Consider the following 18,411-nt stretch of genomic DNA (forward strand, 5'->3'; position numbering starts at 1 on the left):
GAGCCGGTGGCGGGGGAGCGGGCCGGGGCGGCGCGTCAGCCGACGAGGGCCTGGGTGCCGAGCACCGTGAGCAGTGCCAGGCGTTCGGCGTCCTCGGTGCCCGGCTCGGCCGTGTAGACCATGATGCGCAGCTCGCTGCCCTCCACGGTCAGGACGTCGCAGTCGAGCGTGAGCGCTCCGACGTGCGGATGGTCGATCGTCTTGCGCGCGGAACGGTGCTGCCCCACGGTGCCGGACTCCCAAAGCGCGGCGAACCGGTCGCTGCCCGCGCGCAGTTCCGCCACCAGTCCGCGCAGCCGCGGATCGGCGGGGTAGCGGTCGGCGACCGCGTGCAGGTCGGCCGCCAGCGCGGCTTCCAGCTCACGTCGCGACTCCTCGGTGTGACGTACCCGCCCCGGCCGTCCGAGGAAGTTGCGCCACACGCCGTTCCGCTCGTGGCCGCGCCACCCCGAGGGGTCGCCCATCAGGGCCGCGTAGGGCGGGTTGGCCAGCAGGAGCGTCCACGAGGCGTCGTGGACCGCCAGCGGGGTCGCGCCCAGGCGGTCGATCAGCCGGTGGACACCCGGCGTGATGTACGCGGGCACCGTGTCCCGGCCCGGTGGGACGAGGCCTGCCAGCCCGAACAGGTGCGTCCGCTCCGTCCCCGACAGCCGCAGCGCCCTGCCCAGGGCTTCGACGACCTGGGCCGAGGGGTTCGAGGCCCGGCCCTGTTCCAGCCGGGTGACGTAGTCGGCGGAGATGCCCGCGAGCAGGGCCAGCTCCTCACGGCGCAGTCCGGCCGCACGCCGCTGCCCGCCGGCGGGAAGCCCGGCCGCCTGCGGCGGAACCCGGTCGCGCCAGCGTCGCAGTGCCTGTCCGAACTCCGACGTCGCCATACCCCTCAGTGTGCCCCGAGGGCCGCGTGTCTTCCTGGTACCGGCAGTCCCAGGAAGACGGGACGTCTGGCTGCGCCCGGCCATCCGCCGCAATCTGGACCCATGACCACCACACTGATCACCGGAGCGAACAAGGGCCTGGGCCGCGAGACCGCCCGCCGGCTGGTCGCCGCAGGCCACACCGTCTACATCGGAAGCCGGGACGCCGGGCGCGGGCGCCTCGCCGCAGAGGAACTGGGCGCACGAACGGTCGTTCTCGACGTCACCGACGACGCGTCCGTCGAAGCCGCCGCCCGTGCCGTCGAGGCGGACGGCGGACTGGACGTACTGATCAACAACGCGGGCGTCGAAGGCCGGGGCGCGGAGAACGAGGTGGTCGGCGCCGCGGATGTCACCGCCGACATGATGCGCCGGACCTTCGAGACGAACGTCTTCGGCACGGTACGCGTCACCCACGCGTTCCTGCCCCTGCTGCGGCGGTCCGCCGCCCCGGTCGTCGTGAACCTCAGCAGCGGCCTCGCCTCGCTGGCCCGCGTCACCGACCCCGGCACCCCGACGCACGCCTACCCGGGTGTGGCGTATCCCGCCTCGAAGACCGCGGTGAACATGATCACCGTGCAGTACGCCAAGGCGTTCCCGGACATCCGGATCAACGCCGTGGAACCCGGCTACACGAAGACCGATCTCAACGGGAACACCGGCGTGCAGACGGTCGAGCAGGGCGCCGCGATCATCGTCCGGATGGCGCTCCTGGGCCCCGACGGGCCCACCGGGGGCTTCTTCTCCGCCGAGGGGCCGCTGCCGTGGTGACGGCGCGCGCGACCCGGAACACCGGGCCCGGGCGGGGAAGTGGTCAGGAGGGGCCCCGGACATGGCATACGGTGGGGAACACAACGACGCGGGGTGGAGCAGCTCGGTAGCTCGCTGGGCTCATAACCCAGAGGTCGCAGGTTCAAATCCTGTCCCCGCTACTGTCGGAGCAGGGCCCGGAACCATCAGGTTCCGGGCCCTGCTGCATGTGTGCGGTGGGCCGGTGAGTGCACTTGCACCGGCCCGCGGCCGACCGGGCGAGGGCTTTCCGGCGGGGAGAAAACCACTGGTGCCGGGTCCGCCGCACCCGGAGACTGACCCTTCATGACGATCAAGCCCCCGACCGGCCCCCTGTGCACCCGTGAGTCGCTCGCCTCCGACCTGCGCGCACTGGGCATACGCCCGGGCGAGACGCTTCTTGTGCACTCCTCGCTCAGTTCGCTCGGCTGGGTCTGCGGCGGCCCCGGTGCCGTGGTCTCGGCGCTGCTCGACACCCTCGGGCCCGAAGGCACCCTGGTCGTCCCGACGCACTCCGCGGACAACTCTGACCCGGCGCACTGGACCAACCCGCCCGTTCCGGAGGCCTGGTGGGACGGCATCCGGGCCGCGACGCCGGCTTTCGACGCGCGTACCACACGCAGCCTGGGGGTGGGCGTCATCCCGGAGACGCTCCGCACCTGGCCCGGAGCGCTCCGCAGCAGCCACCCGCAGACCTCGTTCGCGGCCGTGGGACCGCGCGCCACCGCGATCGTCGACGGCCACGCGCTCGACTGCAGGCTCGGCGAGCGCAGCCCGTTGGCCCGGCTGGAGGAGGCGGACGCCCGGATTCTGCTCCTGGGCGCGGGATTCGACTCCTGTACCGCGTTCCACCTGGCCGAGTACCGGATCGCCGCACCGCAGGTGCGGAACTCCTTCGCGGCCATGACCCCGCGGGGCCGCCGCTGGAGCACGGTGGGCGACACCTCCATCTCCTCCGAACGCTTCGACGACCTGGGCGCGTCCTTCGAGAAGGGGCACCCGGTGGCACGGGGCAGGGTCGGCGGCGCGGAGACCCGGCTGTTCCCGCTCACCGACGCCGTGGCCCATGCGGTGGCCTGGCTGCCCGAGCACCGGCCGCGGGCACACGGCGTCTGACCGCGGTCGGAGTACCGGTGCCCGCTCGGGCAAGGCGCGGACCGGACACCGCGTTGCCGCCGAGCCACGATGCCGTCGGACACCGTGTTCCCGGCCGGCGAGCAGACCGTCAGGGACCGGCAGGCGAGCTACTGGCACGGGTCGGGTTCGCGGTGTGACCGATCGGCGGTCCGGCGGCTCGGTCTCCCGCCGCGTCCGCGTACCGGCGGGCCAGGAGCGCGAAGGCATCCCTGAGCTCCGCCGGGCCGACGACCGTGATGTCGGTGTCGAACGCGCCGACGGCGGCGGCCAGGCCGGGCCACGACCAAGAGCCCAGGACGAGCCGGCACCGGTTCGGGCCGAGGGCCTCGACGATGCCGTCCCGGGCATAGCGCGACACGGCGGCCGCGGGCAGGCCGAGAATCACCTCGCCGCGGCACGGCCAGGTGCCGGTGCCGCCCGTGCCCCGGAACCGGCCCGCCACGAAGGCGGTCACATCGCCCCCGGGCAGTTCGCGCGGGGTGAAGCGGGGGCCCCTGGGGGTGCGCGGGGTGATCCGGTCGGCGCGGAAGGTGCGCCAGTCCTCCCGGTCGAGGTCCCAGGCGACGAGGTACCAGCGCCCGCCCCACGTCACGAGGTGGTGGGGCTGCACCCGGCGCGGTGATTTCGCCTCCGGCGGGCCCGCGGCGGCGTAGTCGAGCCGCAGCACCTCACGCGCGTGCACGGCGGCGCTGAGCGCCATGAGCACGGCGCTGTCGGCCTGGGGGTGGGCCCCGGGTGCCGCACGCTCCACGGCGGTGACCCGGAGGGTGTCGACGCGGTGGCGCAGCCGGGCCGGCATGACCTGCCGGACGGTGTTCAGGGCGCGCGCAGCGGCCTCCTCGATCCCGGCCCCCGTCGTGGTGGCGGTCTGCAGGGCGATGGCGAGGGCGACCGCCTGTTCGTCGTCGAACAGCAGCGGCGGCAGTTCGGCCCCCGCGTCGAGCCGGTACCCGCCCTCGGGCCCCTTGAAGGCCAGTACGGGATAGCCGAGCTCCCGCAGACGGTCGATGTCGCGGCGGACCGTGCGCGCGCTGACGTCCAGGCGCTCGGCCAGCAGCGCCCCCGGCCAGTCCCGGCGGGCCTGCAGCAGTGAGAGCAGTGACAGCAGTCGCGCTGATGTCTTCGGCATGCCTCCCATGGTGCCCGGAGAAGCGGCCATGACCTGACCGCTTCTCCTGCGACGGTAGGTGTGTGCAGGACCACGGGACCCACCGGAAGGAACCGATCGCCATGACCCCCTCCACCACGCCGCAGCCCGCCGTCGACGCCGAGCGCGAGGATCTTCTCGCCGCGCTCGCGGCAGCCAGATCGGCGCTCGTCGCCACGACCCGGGACCTCGACGACGAGCAGGCCGCACGGACCCCGACCGCGGGCGCGCTCTGCCTGGGCGGGCTGATCAAGCACGTCGCGTCCACGGAGGAGAGCTGGATGCGGTTCGTGGTCTCGGGCCCGTCCGCCATGGGCCACGACCTGCCCGAGGGAGTCACCTGGGCGGACCTCGCGGCCGGTACCGCGCGCGAGATCCCGAAGTGGATGACCGACCACCAGGACGAGTTCCGGATGCTGCCCGGCGACACCCTGGCCGGGGTCGTCGCCCGTTACGAGCAGGTCGCCGCCAGGACCGAGGAGGTCATCGCCTCCGTACCCGACCTGTCCGCGACCCACCCGCTGCCCGCGGCACCCTGGCACGAGCCGGGAGCGGTGCGCAGCGTGCGGCGGGTCCTGACGCACGTCATCGCCGAGACCGCCCAGCACGCCGGGCACGCGGACATCCTCCGCGAGACGATCGACGGCCGGACCGCCACCTGACCGGCAGCCCACCTGCGACGTGTACGGAACCGAGGAGAACGGAACCACTGTGAAGCTGTACGAACGGGAGCGGGCAGACGCCCGGGGCAGCGCGCCCGCCGTCGCCCCCGGAATGAACGCCCCGGTGACCGGCCCCCGTGCGCGCCCCGGTGCGCCCCGATGACCGTTCTCGGCACCCGGGCGCTCAACCGCGCGACGCTCGCCCGGCAGCTCCTGCTCGACCGCGCGGATCTGCCCGCGCTCGACGCCGTCGCGCACCTCGGCGGTCTCCAGGCGCAGGAGCCGCAGGAACCGTTCACCGGGCTCTGGTCACGGCTGCGCGCCTTCGACCCGGCGGTGCTCTCGGACCTCCTCACGGGACGGGACGTGGTCCGGACGCACCTCATGCGCCGCACCGTCCACCTCGTCACCGCGGACGACGCGCTGACCTGGCGGGCCCGGCACGACGCCATGCTGCGGCAACGGGTGCTCGGCACGTACCGGAGCGAACTCGCCGGGGTGGACCTCGACGAACTCGCCGCGGCCGGCCGTGCCGTCATGGCCGACGGTGTCCCACGATCGATGACCCAGCTCGCCCGGGAGGTCGCCGGCCGCTGGCCGGCGCCGGGGGCGCGCCCCCTCGGCGAGATGCTGGTCGCCGCGCTCGTCCCGATGGTGCAGACGCCGCCGCGCGGGCTCTGGCGCACCAAGGGAGGGGTGCGCAACGTGCCGCTCGCCGACTGGCTGGGCCGCGCCGCCGACCCGCCCGCTCCTGACGGCACCGACCCCGTCGGTCAAGCCCTGGCCCGCCGCTATCTGGCCGCCTACGGGCCCGCCGCCTCGGCCGACCTGCGGGCCTGGAGCGGCCTGGCCGGACTGCCGGCGGCGATCGCCGCGATCCGGGAGGAGCTGGTGACCTTCCGCGACGAGCGGGGCCGCGAACTCCTGGACCTGCCCGACGCGCCGAGGCCCGACCCCGACACGCCCGCCCCGGTGCGCTTCCTGCCCGCGTTCGACAACGCGATCCTCGGCTATCAGGACCGCACCCGGATCATCGACGACGCCCACCGCGGCCTGTCGGTCGCCGGTGAGCGTGTCGTCCTCGTCGACGGCCGGGTCGCCGCGACGTGGAGCGTCGAGGAGGACACCGTGACGGTGACTCCGCTGACCCGCCTCGGCCGGAGCGACCGCAGCGCCGTCACCGAGGAGGGGCGGGAGCTGGCGGCGTTCCTCTCGGACGACGCGAGCCGACGCGTCCGGATCGCCCCTTCTCCCCGCTGACCACGACGGCGGGAAGAGACGGCGAACCGGTGCGTCCTTGGCCGCGCATCAACGGAAGGCGGCCCGGTTGGCGTGCAGGAACTGGGCGAAGGTGCGGGGTTCGCGGCCGGTCAGGTTCTCGACCTCGCGGGTCGTCCCGGCCAGCGAGCCGGTCGCGACCTCGGCCCACAAGTGGGCTACGTCGTCGGCGAACTGCGCGGGAACCCCCAGCGTCCGGAGCCGCAGGGCCATCGCGTCAGGCCCCAGGCTCACGATGCCGACGGGCCGGCCGAGGACGGGGGAGAGCTGCCCGGCGATCTCGGCCATCGTCAGCGCTTCGGGGCCGGTCAGCACGAACGCGCGTCCCGTGCCCCCGTCCTCCGTGAGCAGCGAGGCCGCACAGGCGGCGATGTCGTAGCAGTCGACGTACGAGACGGGGGCGTCGGGAGCGGCCGCGATGAGACTTCCGTCGTCGCTGAACGTGCCCGCTCCCGTGAGGAAGTTCTGCATGAAGCCGCTGGGCTGGAGCAGCGACCAGTCGACGCCCGACGCCTTGAGATGCTGCTCGATCTCCCAGTGCGCCCCCTCGGCGAGCCTGCCGCCCCGGTGCGCGTGCCAGACCGAGACCTTGACGATGCGGGTCACGCCCGCACGTACGGCCGCGTCGATCACGGCCTTCTGCTGGGCGATCATCGGCTGGGGTGCCCCGTCGGCGGTGGGGGCGGCCCCCGCGGAGTTGAGCAGCAGTCGGTCGGCACCCACCAGCGCCGCCGCGACGGAGCCGGGGTCGTCGAGGTCCCCGACGACGTACCGGCAGCCGAGCGCGCGGCCCTTGTCGGCATTCCGGACGAGCGCCGTGAACTCCACCCGGAGTTCCCGCAGCCGGCGGACCAGATGTCTGCCGATGGAGCCGGTGGCTCCGGTGACCAGAATCATGTGACGCCCTTCGTCTAAAGTGAGGATCCCTCGGGATAATAAGTCGAGTACCCCTCGACTTGACAAGGGCAGGCACAGGAACAGACGCAGGACCAGGCACAAGGGCGGACAGGTGAGCACACAGATGAGCAGCACTCGAACACGTCGGCCGCGCGCCGACGGGCAGCGGAACCAGGAGTCCATCCTGGCTGCGGCGGACGAGGCGTTCCGCGCGCAGGGCACCGGTGCGTCACTGGGCGGGATCGCCCGCCGCGCCGGAGTGGCGATCGGGACGCTGTACGGGCACTTCCCCAACCGGCTCGCTCTGTGTGCTGCCTTGCTGCGCGAGCGGCACGCGAAGCTGTTCGCGTTCGGCGACGAACTGGGCAGGGACAGGGAGCCGTTGGACGCCCTCACGCAGTGGATGCGTGCCGTCGCGACACACGCGGCGGCCTACCGGGGGCTTGCGGAGTTGCAGATGGGCGGCCTCGGTGACGAGGCGTCGGAACTGCACGAGGCGTGCGCGCGGATGGCGGCGATCACGGACGACCTGCTGGCCGCGGCGCACGGGGCGGGTGCGGTGGGCGACGGCGTCACGGCGGCGGACGTGAACGCGCTGATGAACGCCGCGGCCTGGATGCGCGAGCAGGTGGACGACGACCATGCCGAGCACCTGCTGGAGCTGATGGTCAACGGTCTGCGGGCCGGTGCCGGCGCTCGTTAGAGGGGGATGAGCGTGCGGGTCCGCGAGGGGCCCGCACGCTCATCGGGGATCGACGCGTGCAGCGGGCAGACGCGCGAGGATCGCCGAGACGGTCTCGTCAGGGGTCAGCTCCGAACTGTCCAGCCGGAGACCGATGTCCGGGGTCTCCACGCGCAACGACCGGTCGAGCGCTTCAACGGTCCAGACCCCGTACCCGGTCTTGGCCCGTCCGGCCTCCCGGCTCCGCACCACGTCCGTGGAGGGAGCCAGCACGACGACGTACAGGGGGCGGGTGCGCACCCCTTCCACGTACCGGAGCAGGTCCTCACCCAGGACGATGTCCTGGACGACCGCGGTCCAGCCGTCCGATGCGTACGCGTCGGCGACCATCGCCGAGATGCGGTAGCGGAGCTCCAACTGGGCCCGGGACTCCGCCGTTTCCTCCGGAAGCAGCTCCTCGCGGCCGGAGACCGTCATCCGGCGGAAGACATCGCCCCGCACATGTGCGGCCCGCGGCAGACGAGCGCAGAGCAGTTCGGCCACCGTGGACTTCCCCGACGCCATCACACCGGTCACCAGGACGACCGCGGAATCCAGCTCCTTCACACGGACCTCTCCTCCAGGAACGGGCCATGCAGGCCCCCGGCATGCTCTGCGTCCTCAGCATGCTTCTGTGCCCCCGGCCCCGTCTGCCCAACGGCACTCCAGCTTGCCTACTCGGCGGCCGCCAGTACCGCCGTCCGGCTGTCCAGCGCCGCGGAGAACCCGTCCGTCACCTGCGCCAGCGCCTCGGCCGAGTCGGGCGCCACGGTCAGCGCGCCGTCGTGGCCGACGGTGATGTCCTTGTCGAGCGTGAACCACCCCGGCACGATGTGCGCGGCGCCCATGGAGCTCAGCACCGGGCGCAACGCGTAGTCGATCGCCAGCACATGGGCGATGCTGCCGCCGGTGGCGAGCGGCAGGACGGTCTTGCCGGTCAGCGCGTACTGGGGGAGCACGTCGAGCAGCGACTTGAGCAGCCCGGAGTAGGCCGCCTTGTACACGGGAGTGGCGATCACCACCCCGTCCGCCTGCTCGAAGAGTTCCGTGGCCCCGACGATCGCCGGGTGCTTGAAGTCCGCGCCCAGGAGCGCGTGGGGAGGCAGTGTGCGGACCTCCAGCGAGGTCACGTCGTGGCCCTGGGCCCTCAGCCGGTCGTCCAGCTCACGCAGGAGCCGCGCGGTGCGGGAGGTCGAGGACGGGCTGCCGGACACGGACAGGATGGTGGCCATGGGGGAACCTTTCGGATCGGGGAACGCGAGTGGGCGGGGCGGTACCGGCCGGGCGGACGTGCGGCCGGACGACATCGGTCACCAGGCACTGGACTCCACCGCGATCACAGGCGTCAGCTCGTTGCGCACGGTCTCCAGGAAGGTGACGGTCTCGGCAGCCACGGAACGGTGCTGGAGATCGTTCAGCACGTCGTGGTGGCCGCCGCGGACCACCGAGAGGCGGGCCCGGGAGCGTGACTTCGCCGTACCGGCCAGTGCGGAGTGGTCGGCGAGCGGGTCCTCGTCCCCGACCAGGATCAGGGTCGGGGTCGGGACAGCGGCGCTCGCGTCCGACCCGTCGCCGCTCTCGCCGGCGTAGGCCGCCGCGAGCAGCGCTTCCGGGACCGGCTCCCCGAGCGATCCCCGCCGCACCCCGGAATCCTGGCTGAGCGTGTGGCGATGGGCGGGGCAGGACGTACGCACGTCGAGCTCCTGCTCCCACGTCCCGGCCGTCGTGGACGCCAGGCCGGGGAGGCCCGCGAGGACGACCGCGTCCGGCCGCCAGGTGCCGCGGGCCGCGGTCGGACCGAGCAGCGCGGCCACGGCCGCGGCGCCCGAGTCGGCGCCCACCACCACGACCGGACGGACGACGCCGTCGTCGCCGGCGGCGGTGCCGTTTGCCGCCTCCGCCAGCTCCGCGCCGAACCGGGTCAGCGCCGCGGTGAGACCGCCGGAGCCGAGGCCGGGTGCGTCGACGACGCGTACGCGGTAGGCGTCGGCGGCCAGGCGCCGGCCGAAACGGGCGTAGGCCGCGCGGGTCTCGCCCCGGCCCGGCACCACGAGGACGGTGCCGCGTGTGCGCAGGCCCTCGGGGCCGAAGTGGTCGGTGTACTCGGGCATGTCGGACTCCTGCTGGTTCGGGTGCGGTGGGGGCGGGGGCACGGCTGCGTCGCCGTGGACCGGGGGCGGTCAGTCGTGCACGAGCTCCGGCTCGGGCTCGGACGCGCGCGCCAGGGTGTGGCGGTTGTCCGGCACCGGCAGCCCGAGGTTGCCGCGCAGCGTGTCGGCCTCGTACTCCGTGCGGAACAGGCCGCGCTTCTGCAGGAGCGGCACCACACCGTCCACGAAACGGCCGAGGTCGTCGTTGTTCCGGAAGGCGAGGTTGATCCCGTCGAAGGTGCCGGCATCGAACCACCGCTCGATCGTGTCGGCCACGGTCTCCGGAGCGCCGACGAACGGGGAGCTGCGGAACGCGTTGACGGACTCGGCGACCTGGCGCAGGGTCAGGTTCTCGGTCCGGGCGCGCTCGATGAGCTTCGCCGCCCCGGTCCGGCCCCCCTTCTCCGCGAGGTGGGAGATGTCCGGGAACGGCGCGTCCAGGTCGTGCACGCTGAAGTCGTACGCGCCGAAGGAGCGGCCCAGCAGTGCGAGGTTGCGCGCGAAGTCGTTGTCCTCCTCGAATATCTCCCGCTCGCGCCGCCTGGCGTCCGCGTCGGTCGCCCCGACGATCGGGCCGCCGTGGATGAAGACCTTGATGTGGTCGGGGTTGCGTCCGTAGGCGGCGGTACGCGTCTTGATGTCGGCGTAGTACTCCTGCGCCTGCTCCAGGGAACCGCCCGGCGCGTAGATGCCCTCGGCCACCCGAGCGGCCAGGTCGCGCCCCTCGGCGGAGACCCCCGCCTGGAAGATGACCGGCTGGCCCTGGGGCGAACGGGAGAGGTTGAGCGGGCCGGCCACCTTGAAGTGCTCTCCGACGTGGTCGAGCCCGTGCAGCCTGGCCGGGTCGAGGAACACGTCACGTGCCACGTCCGCCGGGAAGGCGTCGTCCTCGTAGGAGTCCCAGAGACCGCGGGCGACCTGGACGAACTCCAGGGCGCGGCCGTACCGGGTGGCGTAGTCGAGGTGTTCGTCCAGGCCGAAGTTCCTGGACGTGCCGGTGTCGAAGCTGGTGACGACGTTCCACCCGGCGCGCCCGCCGCTGATGTGGTCGAGGGAGGAGAACCGGCGGGCGAGGTTGAACGGCGAGTTGTACGTGGAACTCGCCGTGCCGACCAGGCCGATGTGCCTGGTGTGGGTGGCGACCGCGGACAGCAGCGTGAGCGGTTCCAGCCGGTTGAGGTAGTGCGACGGGTAGGTGTCGTTGATGAACTGGCTGTCGACGACGAACAGCGCGTCGAAGAGCGCGTGTTCGGCGGCCTGGGCCTGCTGGATGTAGTAGTTGATGTCGATGCTGGAGTTCTTCGCTACGAGCGGGTCCTTCCAGAGGCCGTGCTGGCCCGGGCCTCCGACGCCGTACGGGTGCAGTGCGAGATGGATCGTGCGGGACATGGGTGTTCCTTTCGGGGGCGGACAGCGAAGGGCGGGCGGTCCGGGACGTGTGTGTGGACGGGGGTCCGGATTCCGGGCCGGTCAGGCGTTCAGCAGGGCGCGCAGGGCTTCGCGTTCGGACCGGTCGGCGGGACCCGTGCGCAGGGTCGGGGCCGAGCTGACGAGCAGCCGGGTGTAGGCGTGCCGGGGGTGGTTGATGACGTCCCGGGCGGCGCCCACCTCGACGAGCTCTCCGCGGTAGAGGACGGCGATGCGGTCGGCGGTCCCGGCCACGGACCCCAGGTCGTGGGAGATCAGTACGAGCGCCACCCCGGTGTCCCGGAGCTCCTTGAGGATCTCCAGGACCTGGACGCGGTTGGCGGAGTCCAGCGCGCTGACGGGCTCGTCGAGGATGACCAGCCGCGGTTCGGTGACGAGCGCCCGGGCCACGGCGACGCGCTGCCGCTGGCCGCCGGAGAGTTCCCCGGGCAGCCGCTCCAGCAGGTCGGCGGCCAGGTGGACGCGGTCGAGGAACGAACGGGCCCTGGCCGCCGCCTCCTTGCGCGGCACGCCCTGGATGAGCAGCGGTTCGGTCAGCGAGTCCTCGACGGTGAGGTCCGGATCGAGGCTGCGCAGCGGGTCCTGGAAGACGTACTGGACCACGCCGCGGCGCCGCAGCGCGCGCCACTGGCGGTGGCCGTACGCGCTCACGTCCTCGCCGCCGATACGGATGGTGCCTGCGGAGAGTGGCACGAGCCCGAGCGCGGCACGGGCGAGCGTGGACTTGCCGGAGCCCGTCTCGCCGATGAGCCCGACGGTCTCGCCGGAAGAGACGCCGAGCGTGACGTCGTGCAGGGCGCGTCGGCGCCGGCGGCCCCGGCCGTAGCGCACCTCCAGCCCGGCGATGTCCAGGACGGGGCCGGCGACCTCCGCGGGGGTGTCCGTCCGCGCGTCCGCGGTCTCCGTGGTCACGACGACTCCTTCGGTGCGAGGAACTTCTCCAGGCCGTACTGGTGGTGCTCGTCGATCAGCAGCCGGGTGTACGCGTGCTGCGGATCGTGCAGGACGGACCGGGTCGGGCCGCGCTCCACCACGACGCCCTGCCGCATCACCAGGACCTCGTCGCACAGCTGGGCGACGACGGCCAGGTCGTGGGAGACGACGACGAGCGCGAGACCGGTCCGCTCGCGCAGCTCGGCCAGCAGGTCGAGGATCTCGGCCTGGACGGTGACGTCGAGCGCGGTCGTGGCCTCGTCCGCGATCAGCGTGCGCGGCTCGACGGCGATGGCCGCCGCGATCAGGACGCGCTGGAGCATGCCGCCGGAGAGTTCGTACGTGTACTGGCCGTAGACCAGCTCCGGGTCGCGCAGCCGAACCGCCCGCAGCAGTTCGACGGCGCGGTGCCGTGCCTCGCGCCGCTTCAGCCCGAGTTTGGCCCGCAGCACCTCGGCGATCTGGGCACCCACCCGGATCGACGGGTTGAGATAGGACGCCGGGTCCTGGAAGACGGCGCCGATCGTGGAGCCGCGCAGACCGGTCCACTGGCTCGGTGTCAGGGTCGCGATGTCGGTTCCGGCGATCTCGATGGAGCCGCCGGAGACGTCGAAGTGCGGGGGCAGGATGCCGAGTGCGGCCCGGCAGGTCAGCGTCTTGCCGCTGCCGGACTCGCCGACGATGCCGACCGCGTTGCCCGGGGCGAGTTCGAAGCTCACGCCGTGCACGATCTCCCGGTCGGTGACCCGGTCGCTGATGCGTACGTCGCGCAGGGCAAGCACCGGCTCGGCCGCCGGTACGGCTCCGTCGGCGGTGACGGTGCGTTCGGCGTGTCGGGTGACGATGTTCTGCGAAAGCGTCGTCACAGTGAACCTCCGGTGGGAACGGGACCGGTCCTGCCGAGGCGGTTGGCCCGGGCCCTGCGCCGGTTGACGAGCGCCCGGCCGGCCTCGCCGGAGACGTCACGGATGGCGTCGGCGAGGAGGTTGCAGGCCCAGACGGTGATCATGATCAGCAGTGCGGGCGCCACCGGGGCCCAGGGCTGGTGGCTGAGGTAGCCCAGGTCCGAGGCGAGCAGCCCGCCCCAGGTGGGTGCCGGGGGCTGCACCCCGATGCCGAGGAACGTCAGACTCGACACGATGACGAAGCCGACGCCGATGGTCTGGGCGAGCGCGACCGCGATCGGCGGGAGCACCTTGATCCAGACGTGGCGCCGTACGATCCATCCGACGGAGGCCCCCGAGATGACCGCTGCCTCCACGTACGGGGAGCGGGCCACGGCGAGCGTGGCCGCCCTGGCCACCCGGTAGAACAGCGGCGAGACGAGCGCGCCCGTCACGAGCATGGCCTGGGTGATGCCGTTGCCCAGCAGGGCGATCACGGCGATGGCGAACAGCAGGAACGGCAGCGCGACCAGTGTGTCGGCCAGCCGCAGCGTGAACCATTCGAAGGCCCGGCCGAGATACACCGAGAGGATGCCGGGGACCGCCCCGACGGCCAGGGCCATCAGCGCGACTTCGAGCGAGCCGAGGACACTGACGCGGGAACCGTCCAGGAGCCGGCTGAACACGTCGCGGCCGAGGTAGTCGGTGCCCAGCCAGTGGGCGCCGGACACGGCCGAGAGCGCGTTGTCGCTGGTGGCCAGCGGATCCTGCGGAGCGATCCACGGGCCGAGAACGGCGAGCAGTGCGACGACCGCGAGGATGACGACGGCGATCCGGCCGGTGGTGAGTGAGAGAACGCGGCGCACCATGGGTCACACCCCCCGCTGTGATGCCGGCATCACACGTGCCAGCACCAGATTGATGATCAGGTTGAAGGAGACGACCAGCACGATCGACACCACCAGGACCCCCTGCACGGCGGGCACGTCGCCGGCCTGGGCGGAGTCGTTGGCGAACCGGCCGAAGCCCTGCAGGCCGAAGATCCATTCCGTCACGACGGACGCCCCGACCAGCGCCGGGAACTTCTGGCCGAGGGTGGCGAGCGCGGGACCGAGACCGTTGCGCAGGACATGGCCGAAGAAGATGCGCCGCGGGCTCAGCCCCCGTACCACCGCGCCCGTCACGTAGTTCTCGTCGTACGCCGCGACGAGACTGCTGCGCAGCTGGCGGGCGACGTCGGCGATGACGTCGAAGCTGAGCGCGAGTGCGGGCAGGGTGATGTGCGCGAGCCAGGGACCGACGCCCTGCTCGGCCGGGATGTAGCCGGCCGAGGGGAACAGATGGAGACCGACCGCCAGGACCGCGACGAGCACGATGCCGACGACGAAGGCCGGCATCACCGAGATCACGGTGACGAAGCCGGTGATCGCCCGGTCGACCGCCGTGGTGCGCTTCAGCGCCGCCAGGGTGCCCAGCCCGAAGCCGGCGACCACCCCGATGACCAGCGCGAACGTCGCGACCGAGAGGCTCACGCCCAGGCCGAGTCCGATCAGCGTCGAGATGTCGGCGCCGTTGACCCAGCTGGTGCCGAGCTGACCGTGCAGGACGTCGGAGAACCAGTCCCAGTACTGCGTCAGGAAGGGCTTGCCGAGGCCCCACTGGGCCTCGATCCGGTGGATGGCCTCGGGCGTCGCCTCCTCGCCCAGCTGGATGCGTGCCGGGCTGAGTCCGCTCATCGACCGCAGGGCGAACGTCACGAACGTCGCGACCAGGAACACGGGCACGAAGATCGCGACCGACCGGGCGAGAGCCGCCAGGACGCGGCCTGCCGCGTGCCGGGCCCTGGCCGTGGCCACGGAACCGCGGCGGACGGGTCCGGCCTGAGGAACGTTCGTCGTCATGGGTCTGCCTCCTCTCTTCTGTTCTTCCGTGAGTGGGTGTCAGCTGCCGCCGGAGAGGGTCACACCGGTCCAGTCGATGTGGGCGGGGTTCTTCGGCAGGCCGGAGACCTGCTTGCTCTTGGCGAAGAGGTTCGGCGAGGAGTACGTGAACACCAGCGCCTTGCTCTTCAGGCCCGCCCGGGTCGCCTCCCGCAGGGTCTCGGTGTAGTCCGTTGCGTCCAGCGGCGTGCGGCGGACCTTGACGACGGCCGCCTCGAAGCCGGACGGCTCGTACGGGGTGCTGAGGTTCAGCGGACCGTTGGGGCCGAAGTGGGCGGTGAGTGTCTGTACGGCGGAGTCGCGACCCGTCGTCGAATACAGCGAGAACGTCAGGTCCTTGGCGAAGAACGGGGTGGCCCAGTTCTTGTCGATCTTGATCGTGACGGTGATGCCCACCGCGGCCAGCTGCGACTGGACGATCTCGGCCTGCGGGTCCTCCGAGGGGATGACCAGGTTCAACTTGATGTCACCGGCCTTGTGACCGGCGTCGGCGAGCAGTTGCTTCGCCTTCGCGGGGTCGTACGGGTAGCGGTCCGCCGACTCCGGGTCGTAGGCGACGTACCCCTTCGGGAACGGCTGGTCGGTCACCTCGCCGTAGCCGAACGTCAGCTTGTCGACGAACTCCTGGCGGTTCACCGCGTGGCGCACGGCGTCGACGACCCGGTCGTCGTCGAAGGGCGCCTTGTTGATGTTGAGGCTGATGTTGGAGGCGTTGAAGCCGGGCTGGGAGAAGACGTCGAGGCCGGCCTTCTTCGCGGCGTCGGCCTGACTCGGGTCGAGGTCGGCGAAGTTGTACACACCGGTCTGCAGGCCCGAGACGACGGTCGAGGCATCGGGGGCGGAGCTCAGTTCGACATCGTCGATGTGGATGTTCTTCGCGTCCCAGTAGCCGGGGTTCTTCGTCAGTACGGCCTTGGTGCCGGGGATCAGCTGCTTGACGACGAACGGTCCCGCGCCGACCGGGTTCTGGTCCAGCTTGCCCGGGTCCTTCGCCGCCCTGGGGCTCGCGATCTGCAGCACGCGCTCACCGAGCAGCTGCGGAATCTGGTAGTCGACCTGGGAGAGGTGGAGCACCGCGTCCAGCCCCTTGGCCTCGACCGACCTGATCGAGGTCAGATCTCCGAACAGGGCGGAGTTCTTCTGCTTCTTGGCCCGCTCGATGGCCGCCTTGACCGCCGTAGCGTCGACCGGTTCGCCGTCGCTGAACTTCAGGCCGGGACGTAGGTGAAAGGTGATCAGGTCACCGCGGGCGTTGTACTTCCAGCTCTCGGCAAGGTCGGGAACGGCCTTGCCGCTCTCGTCAGTCCGGGTCAACGAGGCATAAACCAAGGCGAGTTCGCGGAACTGTGCACCGCTCCCCGAGACCACCGGGTCCCAGTGGCCGGGGAAGTAGGAGGAGGCCCACTTCAGTGTGGAGCCACCGGACGACGCGGAGACGTCACCGCCGCAGGCGCTCAGGGCGGGTGTGATCAGGGCGACGAGGGCGCTCCCGAGGGCGGCGGTACGCAGGCTGCCGGCCCGACGGGAGGGCCGGATACCCGGTCCGGTGCGGAAGGTGCTGAGTCGTGGAGACATCTCGATCTCTCTGTACGAGGCCCCGCCCGGTTCAGGGCAGGCCGGACCGCGGAGGCGGCTGGAGGGCGGGCGGAAGTGGACCGGGGCGGTACCGGCCGGAGGGAGACGGTGATACGGAACCGCACCGGGACGGACCGTCACACCCCGAGCGCACACGGGCACGCAGGCCCACAGACGTGCACGTGCACACGTGTGAGGGTCCCGAACGGGGCGACGGCACCACAGGGGGTGGGAGTGCCGGACGAGAGCTTTCCCGAAGGGGAGTTGAGGTCCCTCGGGGCGGCAACATCACGACATTCCGTGCACGGGAGAGGGCACGGAGGCGAAGGCGCGAGGCAGGTGCGGCCCGGTGCGGCAGCGGGCAGTCGGTGCTGCCGGCGGGCGTCAGGCGGCGCCTGCGGATCGGAGCGGTGGGCGGTCAGCGACAGAGTGCGCTGGAGGTGCGCCGAAGATCCACGTATCGGCACTCCACACCGGGGTGCGTCGTGAGCATGGGCTCATCCTGCTGGCCGTCCGGGGCGTCTGTCAATGGACACCAATCGGTGTCTCATTCGGTGGGACGGGCTCTGACCGCAGGTCAGAGCCCTGTTGCTGCCCAGGGGGTGGTGGCGGGGTGCACCGCGGCCTCTTGGGGATGCAGCCACAGCGGGCCGTTTCCGGTGTCGACCCGGACCGCGTGCGAAGGCGCCCGGCCGCCTTCCGCCAGCAGCTCCGCCTCGGGACCGGTCAGGCTGCGATGGTGCTCCAGGGCCTCGTCCGGCGGGAGCGGCGCGAGGTCGCTCAGCAGCCCGGGACACAAGGCGTCAACCGCCGCCGCGTACGCGGCGAAGGGTCGCCAGCCGGGCACCGCGCGGTAGCCGGCGGGGGAGTGGAAAAGGAGAGTCGGGAGCGCGTAGCGGCTGCCGCCGTCGAGAGTCGTCCGGGCGGCACCGGGATGCGGTGACGCGTCCTGCACGGACAGCACCTCGGGCACCGGCCGGCGCGCCTCGGCCCGGTCCGCGCGGACCCGTTCGAGCACGGCGGCGGACGCGGCATCGGACTCCAGCCGTACGGGATCCAGCCCCGGGACACCGCGCGCCGCGGCCAGCGCGCGTGCGAGCGTGTCCGCCGGTTCACCGAGTACGAACACGCTCTCCCGCAGCCGCCGCAGCACCCGCTCGGCCACGGCGGCCCCTTGGAGCTCGGCAGCCCCGGCGACCAGCGAGGAGGGCCAGGAACTGGCCGCGACCCGGCTCAGCCGGACCGCCCGGGGCGCCAGCGTGTGTGCGGTGATCTCCTCCACGTACCGCGCGTACCAGGCGGTCTCGGCCGCCGGGTCGGGCGGCGGGTCGTCGTCGTGGTCGAAGAGGATCGCGTACGCACGCCGCCAGCGCACCCGCCCGTCCAGGGCCGCCCGCAGCCTGCGGAACACGGGCTCCGACCCCCAGGCCCACGGGCACATCGGATCGGTGTACTCGACGACCTCCACCACCGGGGACGGGTGCGGCGACCCCGTCACGAGACACCGACCCCGGTCGTCCGCTCGCGCACGCCCTCGGACAGCAGCGACGTCAGCGTGAGACCACCGAGGACCGCCGCGGCCTCCGCCTCGACCCGGCGCCACACCCCGGGCAGGGCCACGGCGGGCCCGGGATAGTCGAGCCCGGCCAGCGAGTCGCCGCGCAGAGTGATCACCTCGCCGTCGACAGCGCGCACGACGTCCAGCAACGAGATCTCACCGGCCGGACGGCCGAGCCAGTAACCGCCTTCGCAGCCGCGCTGGCTGCGCACCAGGCCTGCTCTGCGCAACTCGCCCACCACGGACTTCAGGAACCGGAACGGGATCTCCTGCGAGGATGCGATGGCCTCACAGGTCAGGGGACGGCCAGGCTCACGGGCGAGCTCCAGGAGGGCCCGCGTGGCGTAGTCCGCCTTCGCGGAGATATGCATGCCCACATCATGCACGAAGGCCCGCCC

The 18,411-nt window shown here is 72.3% G+C and carries 19 protein-coding genes and 1 tRNA gene; 6 read left to right on the top strand and 14 right to left on the bottom strand.

Translation table 11 applies throughout. From position 1 onward, the window contains the following. Positions 1 to 35 precede the first annotated feature (35 nt). Positions 36 to 875: a helix-turn-helix transcriptional regulator gene (locus OG521_37150; GenBank protein ID WUW26093.1), complete on the bottom strand. Its 840-nt coding sequence runs from the start codon at positions 873 to 875 to the stop codon at positions 36 to 38. Positions 876 to 977: 102 nt separating this feature from the next. Between OG521_37150 and OG521_37155 the strand changes: the two genes are divergently transcribed. The 3 genes from OG521_37155 (at position 978) to OG521_37165 (ending at position 2,819) form a co-directional block, all read left to right on the top strand. After that, entirely contained in the window at positions 978 to 1,685 is a 708-nt protein-coding gene (locus OG521_37155) for an SDR family NAD(P)-dependent oxidoreductase (GenBank protein WUW26094.1), read from the top strand. A gap of 87 nt (positions 1,686 to 1,772) precedes the next feature. Beyond that, positions 1,773 to 1,846 (top strand) — tRNA-Met (locus OG521_37160). A 163-nt stretch (positions 1,847 to 2,009) separates the two neighbouring features. After that, the gene (locus OG521_37165) at positions 2,010 to 2,819 is read left to right on the top strand and encodes an AAC(3) family N-acetyltransferase (protein ID WUW26095.1); all 810 of its coding nucleotides are present in this window, start codon (positions 2,010 to 2,012) and stop codon (positions 2,817 to 2,819) included. 109 nt (positions 2,820 to 2,928) lie between these two features. On the opposite strand, the gene OG521_37170 is transcribed toward OG521_37165, so the two are convergent. Beyond that, a complete protein-coding gene (locus OG521_37170; protein WUW26096.1) occupies positions 2,929 to 3,969 on the bottom strand; it encodes a WYL domain-containing protein in 1,041 nt (346 codons plus the stop codon). Between the two features lie 101 nt (positions 3,970 to 4,070). Between OG521_37170 and OG521_37175 the strand changes: the two genes are divergently transcribed. After that, the gene (locus OG521_37175; GenBank protein ID WUW26097.1) at positions 4,071 to 4,649 is read left to right on the top strand and encodes a DinB family protein; all 579 of its coding nucleotides are present in this window, start codon (positions 4,071 to 4,073) and stop codon (positions 4,647 to 4,649) included. A 159-nt stretch (positions 4,650 to 4,808) separates the two neighbouring features. Continuing rightward, the gene (locus OG521_37180) at positions 4,809 to 5,909 is read left to right on the top strand and encodes a winged helix DNA-binding domain-containing protein (protein WUW26098.1); all 1,101 of its coding nucleotides are present in this window, start codon (positions 4,809 to 4,811) and stop codon (positions 5,907 to 5,909) included. Between the two features lie 48 nt (positions 5,910 to 5,957). Here the strand turns inward: OG521_37180 and OG521_37185 are convergent, their stop codons facing one another. Beyond that, the gene (locus tag OG521_37185) at positions 5,958 to 6,824 is read right to left on the bottom strand and encodes an SDR family oxidoreductase (protein WUW26099.1); all 867 of its coding nucleotides are present in this window, start codon (positions 6,822 to 6,824) and stop codon (positions 5,958 to 5,960) included. Positions 6,825 to 6,948: 124 nt separating this feature from the next. Here OG521_37185 and OG521_37190 point away from each other — a divergent pair, with 124 nt between their 5' ends. Continuing rightward, complete coding sequence (locus OG521_37190; GenBank protein WUW26100.1) at positions 6,949 to 7,527, top strand: TetR/AcrR family transcriptional regulator; 579 nt, start codon at positions 6,949 to 6,951, stop codon at positions 7,525 to 7,527. A gap of 39 nt (positions 7,528 to 7,566) precedes the next feature. On the opposite strand, the gene OG521_37195 is transcribed toward OG521_37190, so the two are convergent. The 11 genes from OG521_37195 to OG521_37245 form a co-directional block, all read right to left on the bottom strand. Next, on the bottom strand, positions 7,567 to 8,112 hold the full coding sequence (locus OG521_37195) for an AAA family ATPase (GenBank protein ID WUW26101.1): 546 nt from the start codon (positions 8,110 to 8,112) through the stop codon (positions 7,567 to 7,569). Positions 8,113 to 8,219: 107 nt separating this feature from the next. After that, positions 8,220 to 8,777 carry an NADPH-dependent FMN reductase gene (gene ssuE, locus OG521_37200; GenBank protein ID WUW26102.1) on the bottom strand — a complete coding sequence of 186 codons (558 nt, stop codon included), beginning with the start codon at positions 8,775 to 8,777 and terminating at the stop codon, positions 8,220 to 8,222. A 78-nt stretch (positions 8,778 to 8,855) separates the two neighbouring features. Further along, on the bottom strand, positions 8,856 to 9,656 hold the full coding sequence (locus tag OG521_37205; protein WUW26103.1) for a lysophospholipase: 801 nt from the start codon (positions 9,654 to 9,656) through the stop codon (positions 8,856 to 8,858). Positions 9,657 to 9,725: 69 nt separating this feature from the next. After that, complete coding sequence (locus OG521_37210; protein ID WUW26104.1) at positions 9,726 to 11,084, bottom strand: NtaA/DmoA family FMN-dependent monooxygenase; 1,359 nt, start codon at positions 11,082 to 11,084, stop codon at positions 9,726 to 9,728. A gap of 81 nt (positions 11,085 to 11,165) precedes the next feature. Beyond that, positions 11,166 to 12,035 (bottom strand): ABC transporter ATP-binding protein, encoded by an 870-nt coding sequence (locus OG521_37215; GenBank protein WUW26105.1) that lies wholly within the window; start codon positions 12,033 to 12,035, stop codon positions 11,166 to 11,168. After that, positions 12,032 to 12,901: an ABC transporter ATP-binding protein gene (locus OG521_37220; GenBank protein WUW26925.1), complete on the bottom strand. Its 870-nt coding sequence runs from the start codon at positions 12,899 to 12,901 to the stop codon at positions 12,032 to 12,034. Before OG521_37220 ends, OG521_37215 begins: the two co-directional genes overlap by 4 nt. Before the next feature lie 17 nt (positions 12,902 to 12,918). Then, the gene (locus tag OG521_37225; GenBank protein WUW26106.1) at positions 12,919 to 13,809 is read right to left on the bottom strand and encodes an ABC transporter permease; all 891 of its coding nucleotides are present in this window, start codon (positions 13,807 to 13,809) and stop codon (positions 12,919 to 12,921) included. A 3-nt stretch (positions 13,810 to 13,812) separates the two neighbouring features. Next, positions 13,813 to 14,841, bottom strand: a complete 1,029-nt coding sequence (locus OG521_37230; protein WUW26107.1) for an ABC transporter permease — start codon at positions 14,839 to 14,841, stop codon at positions 13,813 to 13,815. A gap of 39 nt (positions 14,842 to 14,880) precedes the next feature. After that, on the bottom strand, positions 14,881 to 16,455 hold the full coding sequence (locus OG521_37235) for an ABC transporter substrate-binding protein (GenBank protein ID WUW26108.1): 1,575 nt from the start codon (positions 16,453 to 16,455) through the stop codon (positions 14,881 to 14,883). A 577-nt stretch (positions 16,456 to 17,032) separates the two neighbouring features. Further along, positions 17,033 to 17,953: a DsbA family protein gene (locus OG521_37240; GenBank protein ID WUW26109.1), complete on the bottom strand. Its 921-nt coding sequence runs from the start codon at positions 17,951 to 17,953 to the stop codon at positions 17,033 to 17,035. Continuing rightward, positions 17,950 to 18,384 carry an Rrf2 family transcriptional regulator gene (locus tag OG521_37245; protein ID WUW26110.1) on the bottom strand — a complete coding sequence of 145 codons (435 nt, stop codon included), beginning with the start codon at positions 18,382 to 18,384 and terminating at the stop codon, positions 17,950 to 17,952. The genes OG521_37240 and OG521_37245 overlap by 4 nt, the downstream gene beginning before the upstream one ends. Positions 18,385 to 18,411: the final 27 nt, after the last annotated feature.

The organism is Streptomyces sp. NBC_01463 (assembly GCA_036227345.1).
Lineage (GTDB): Bacteria > Actinomycetota > Actinomycetes > Streptomycetales > Streptomycetaceae > Streptomyces.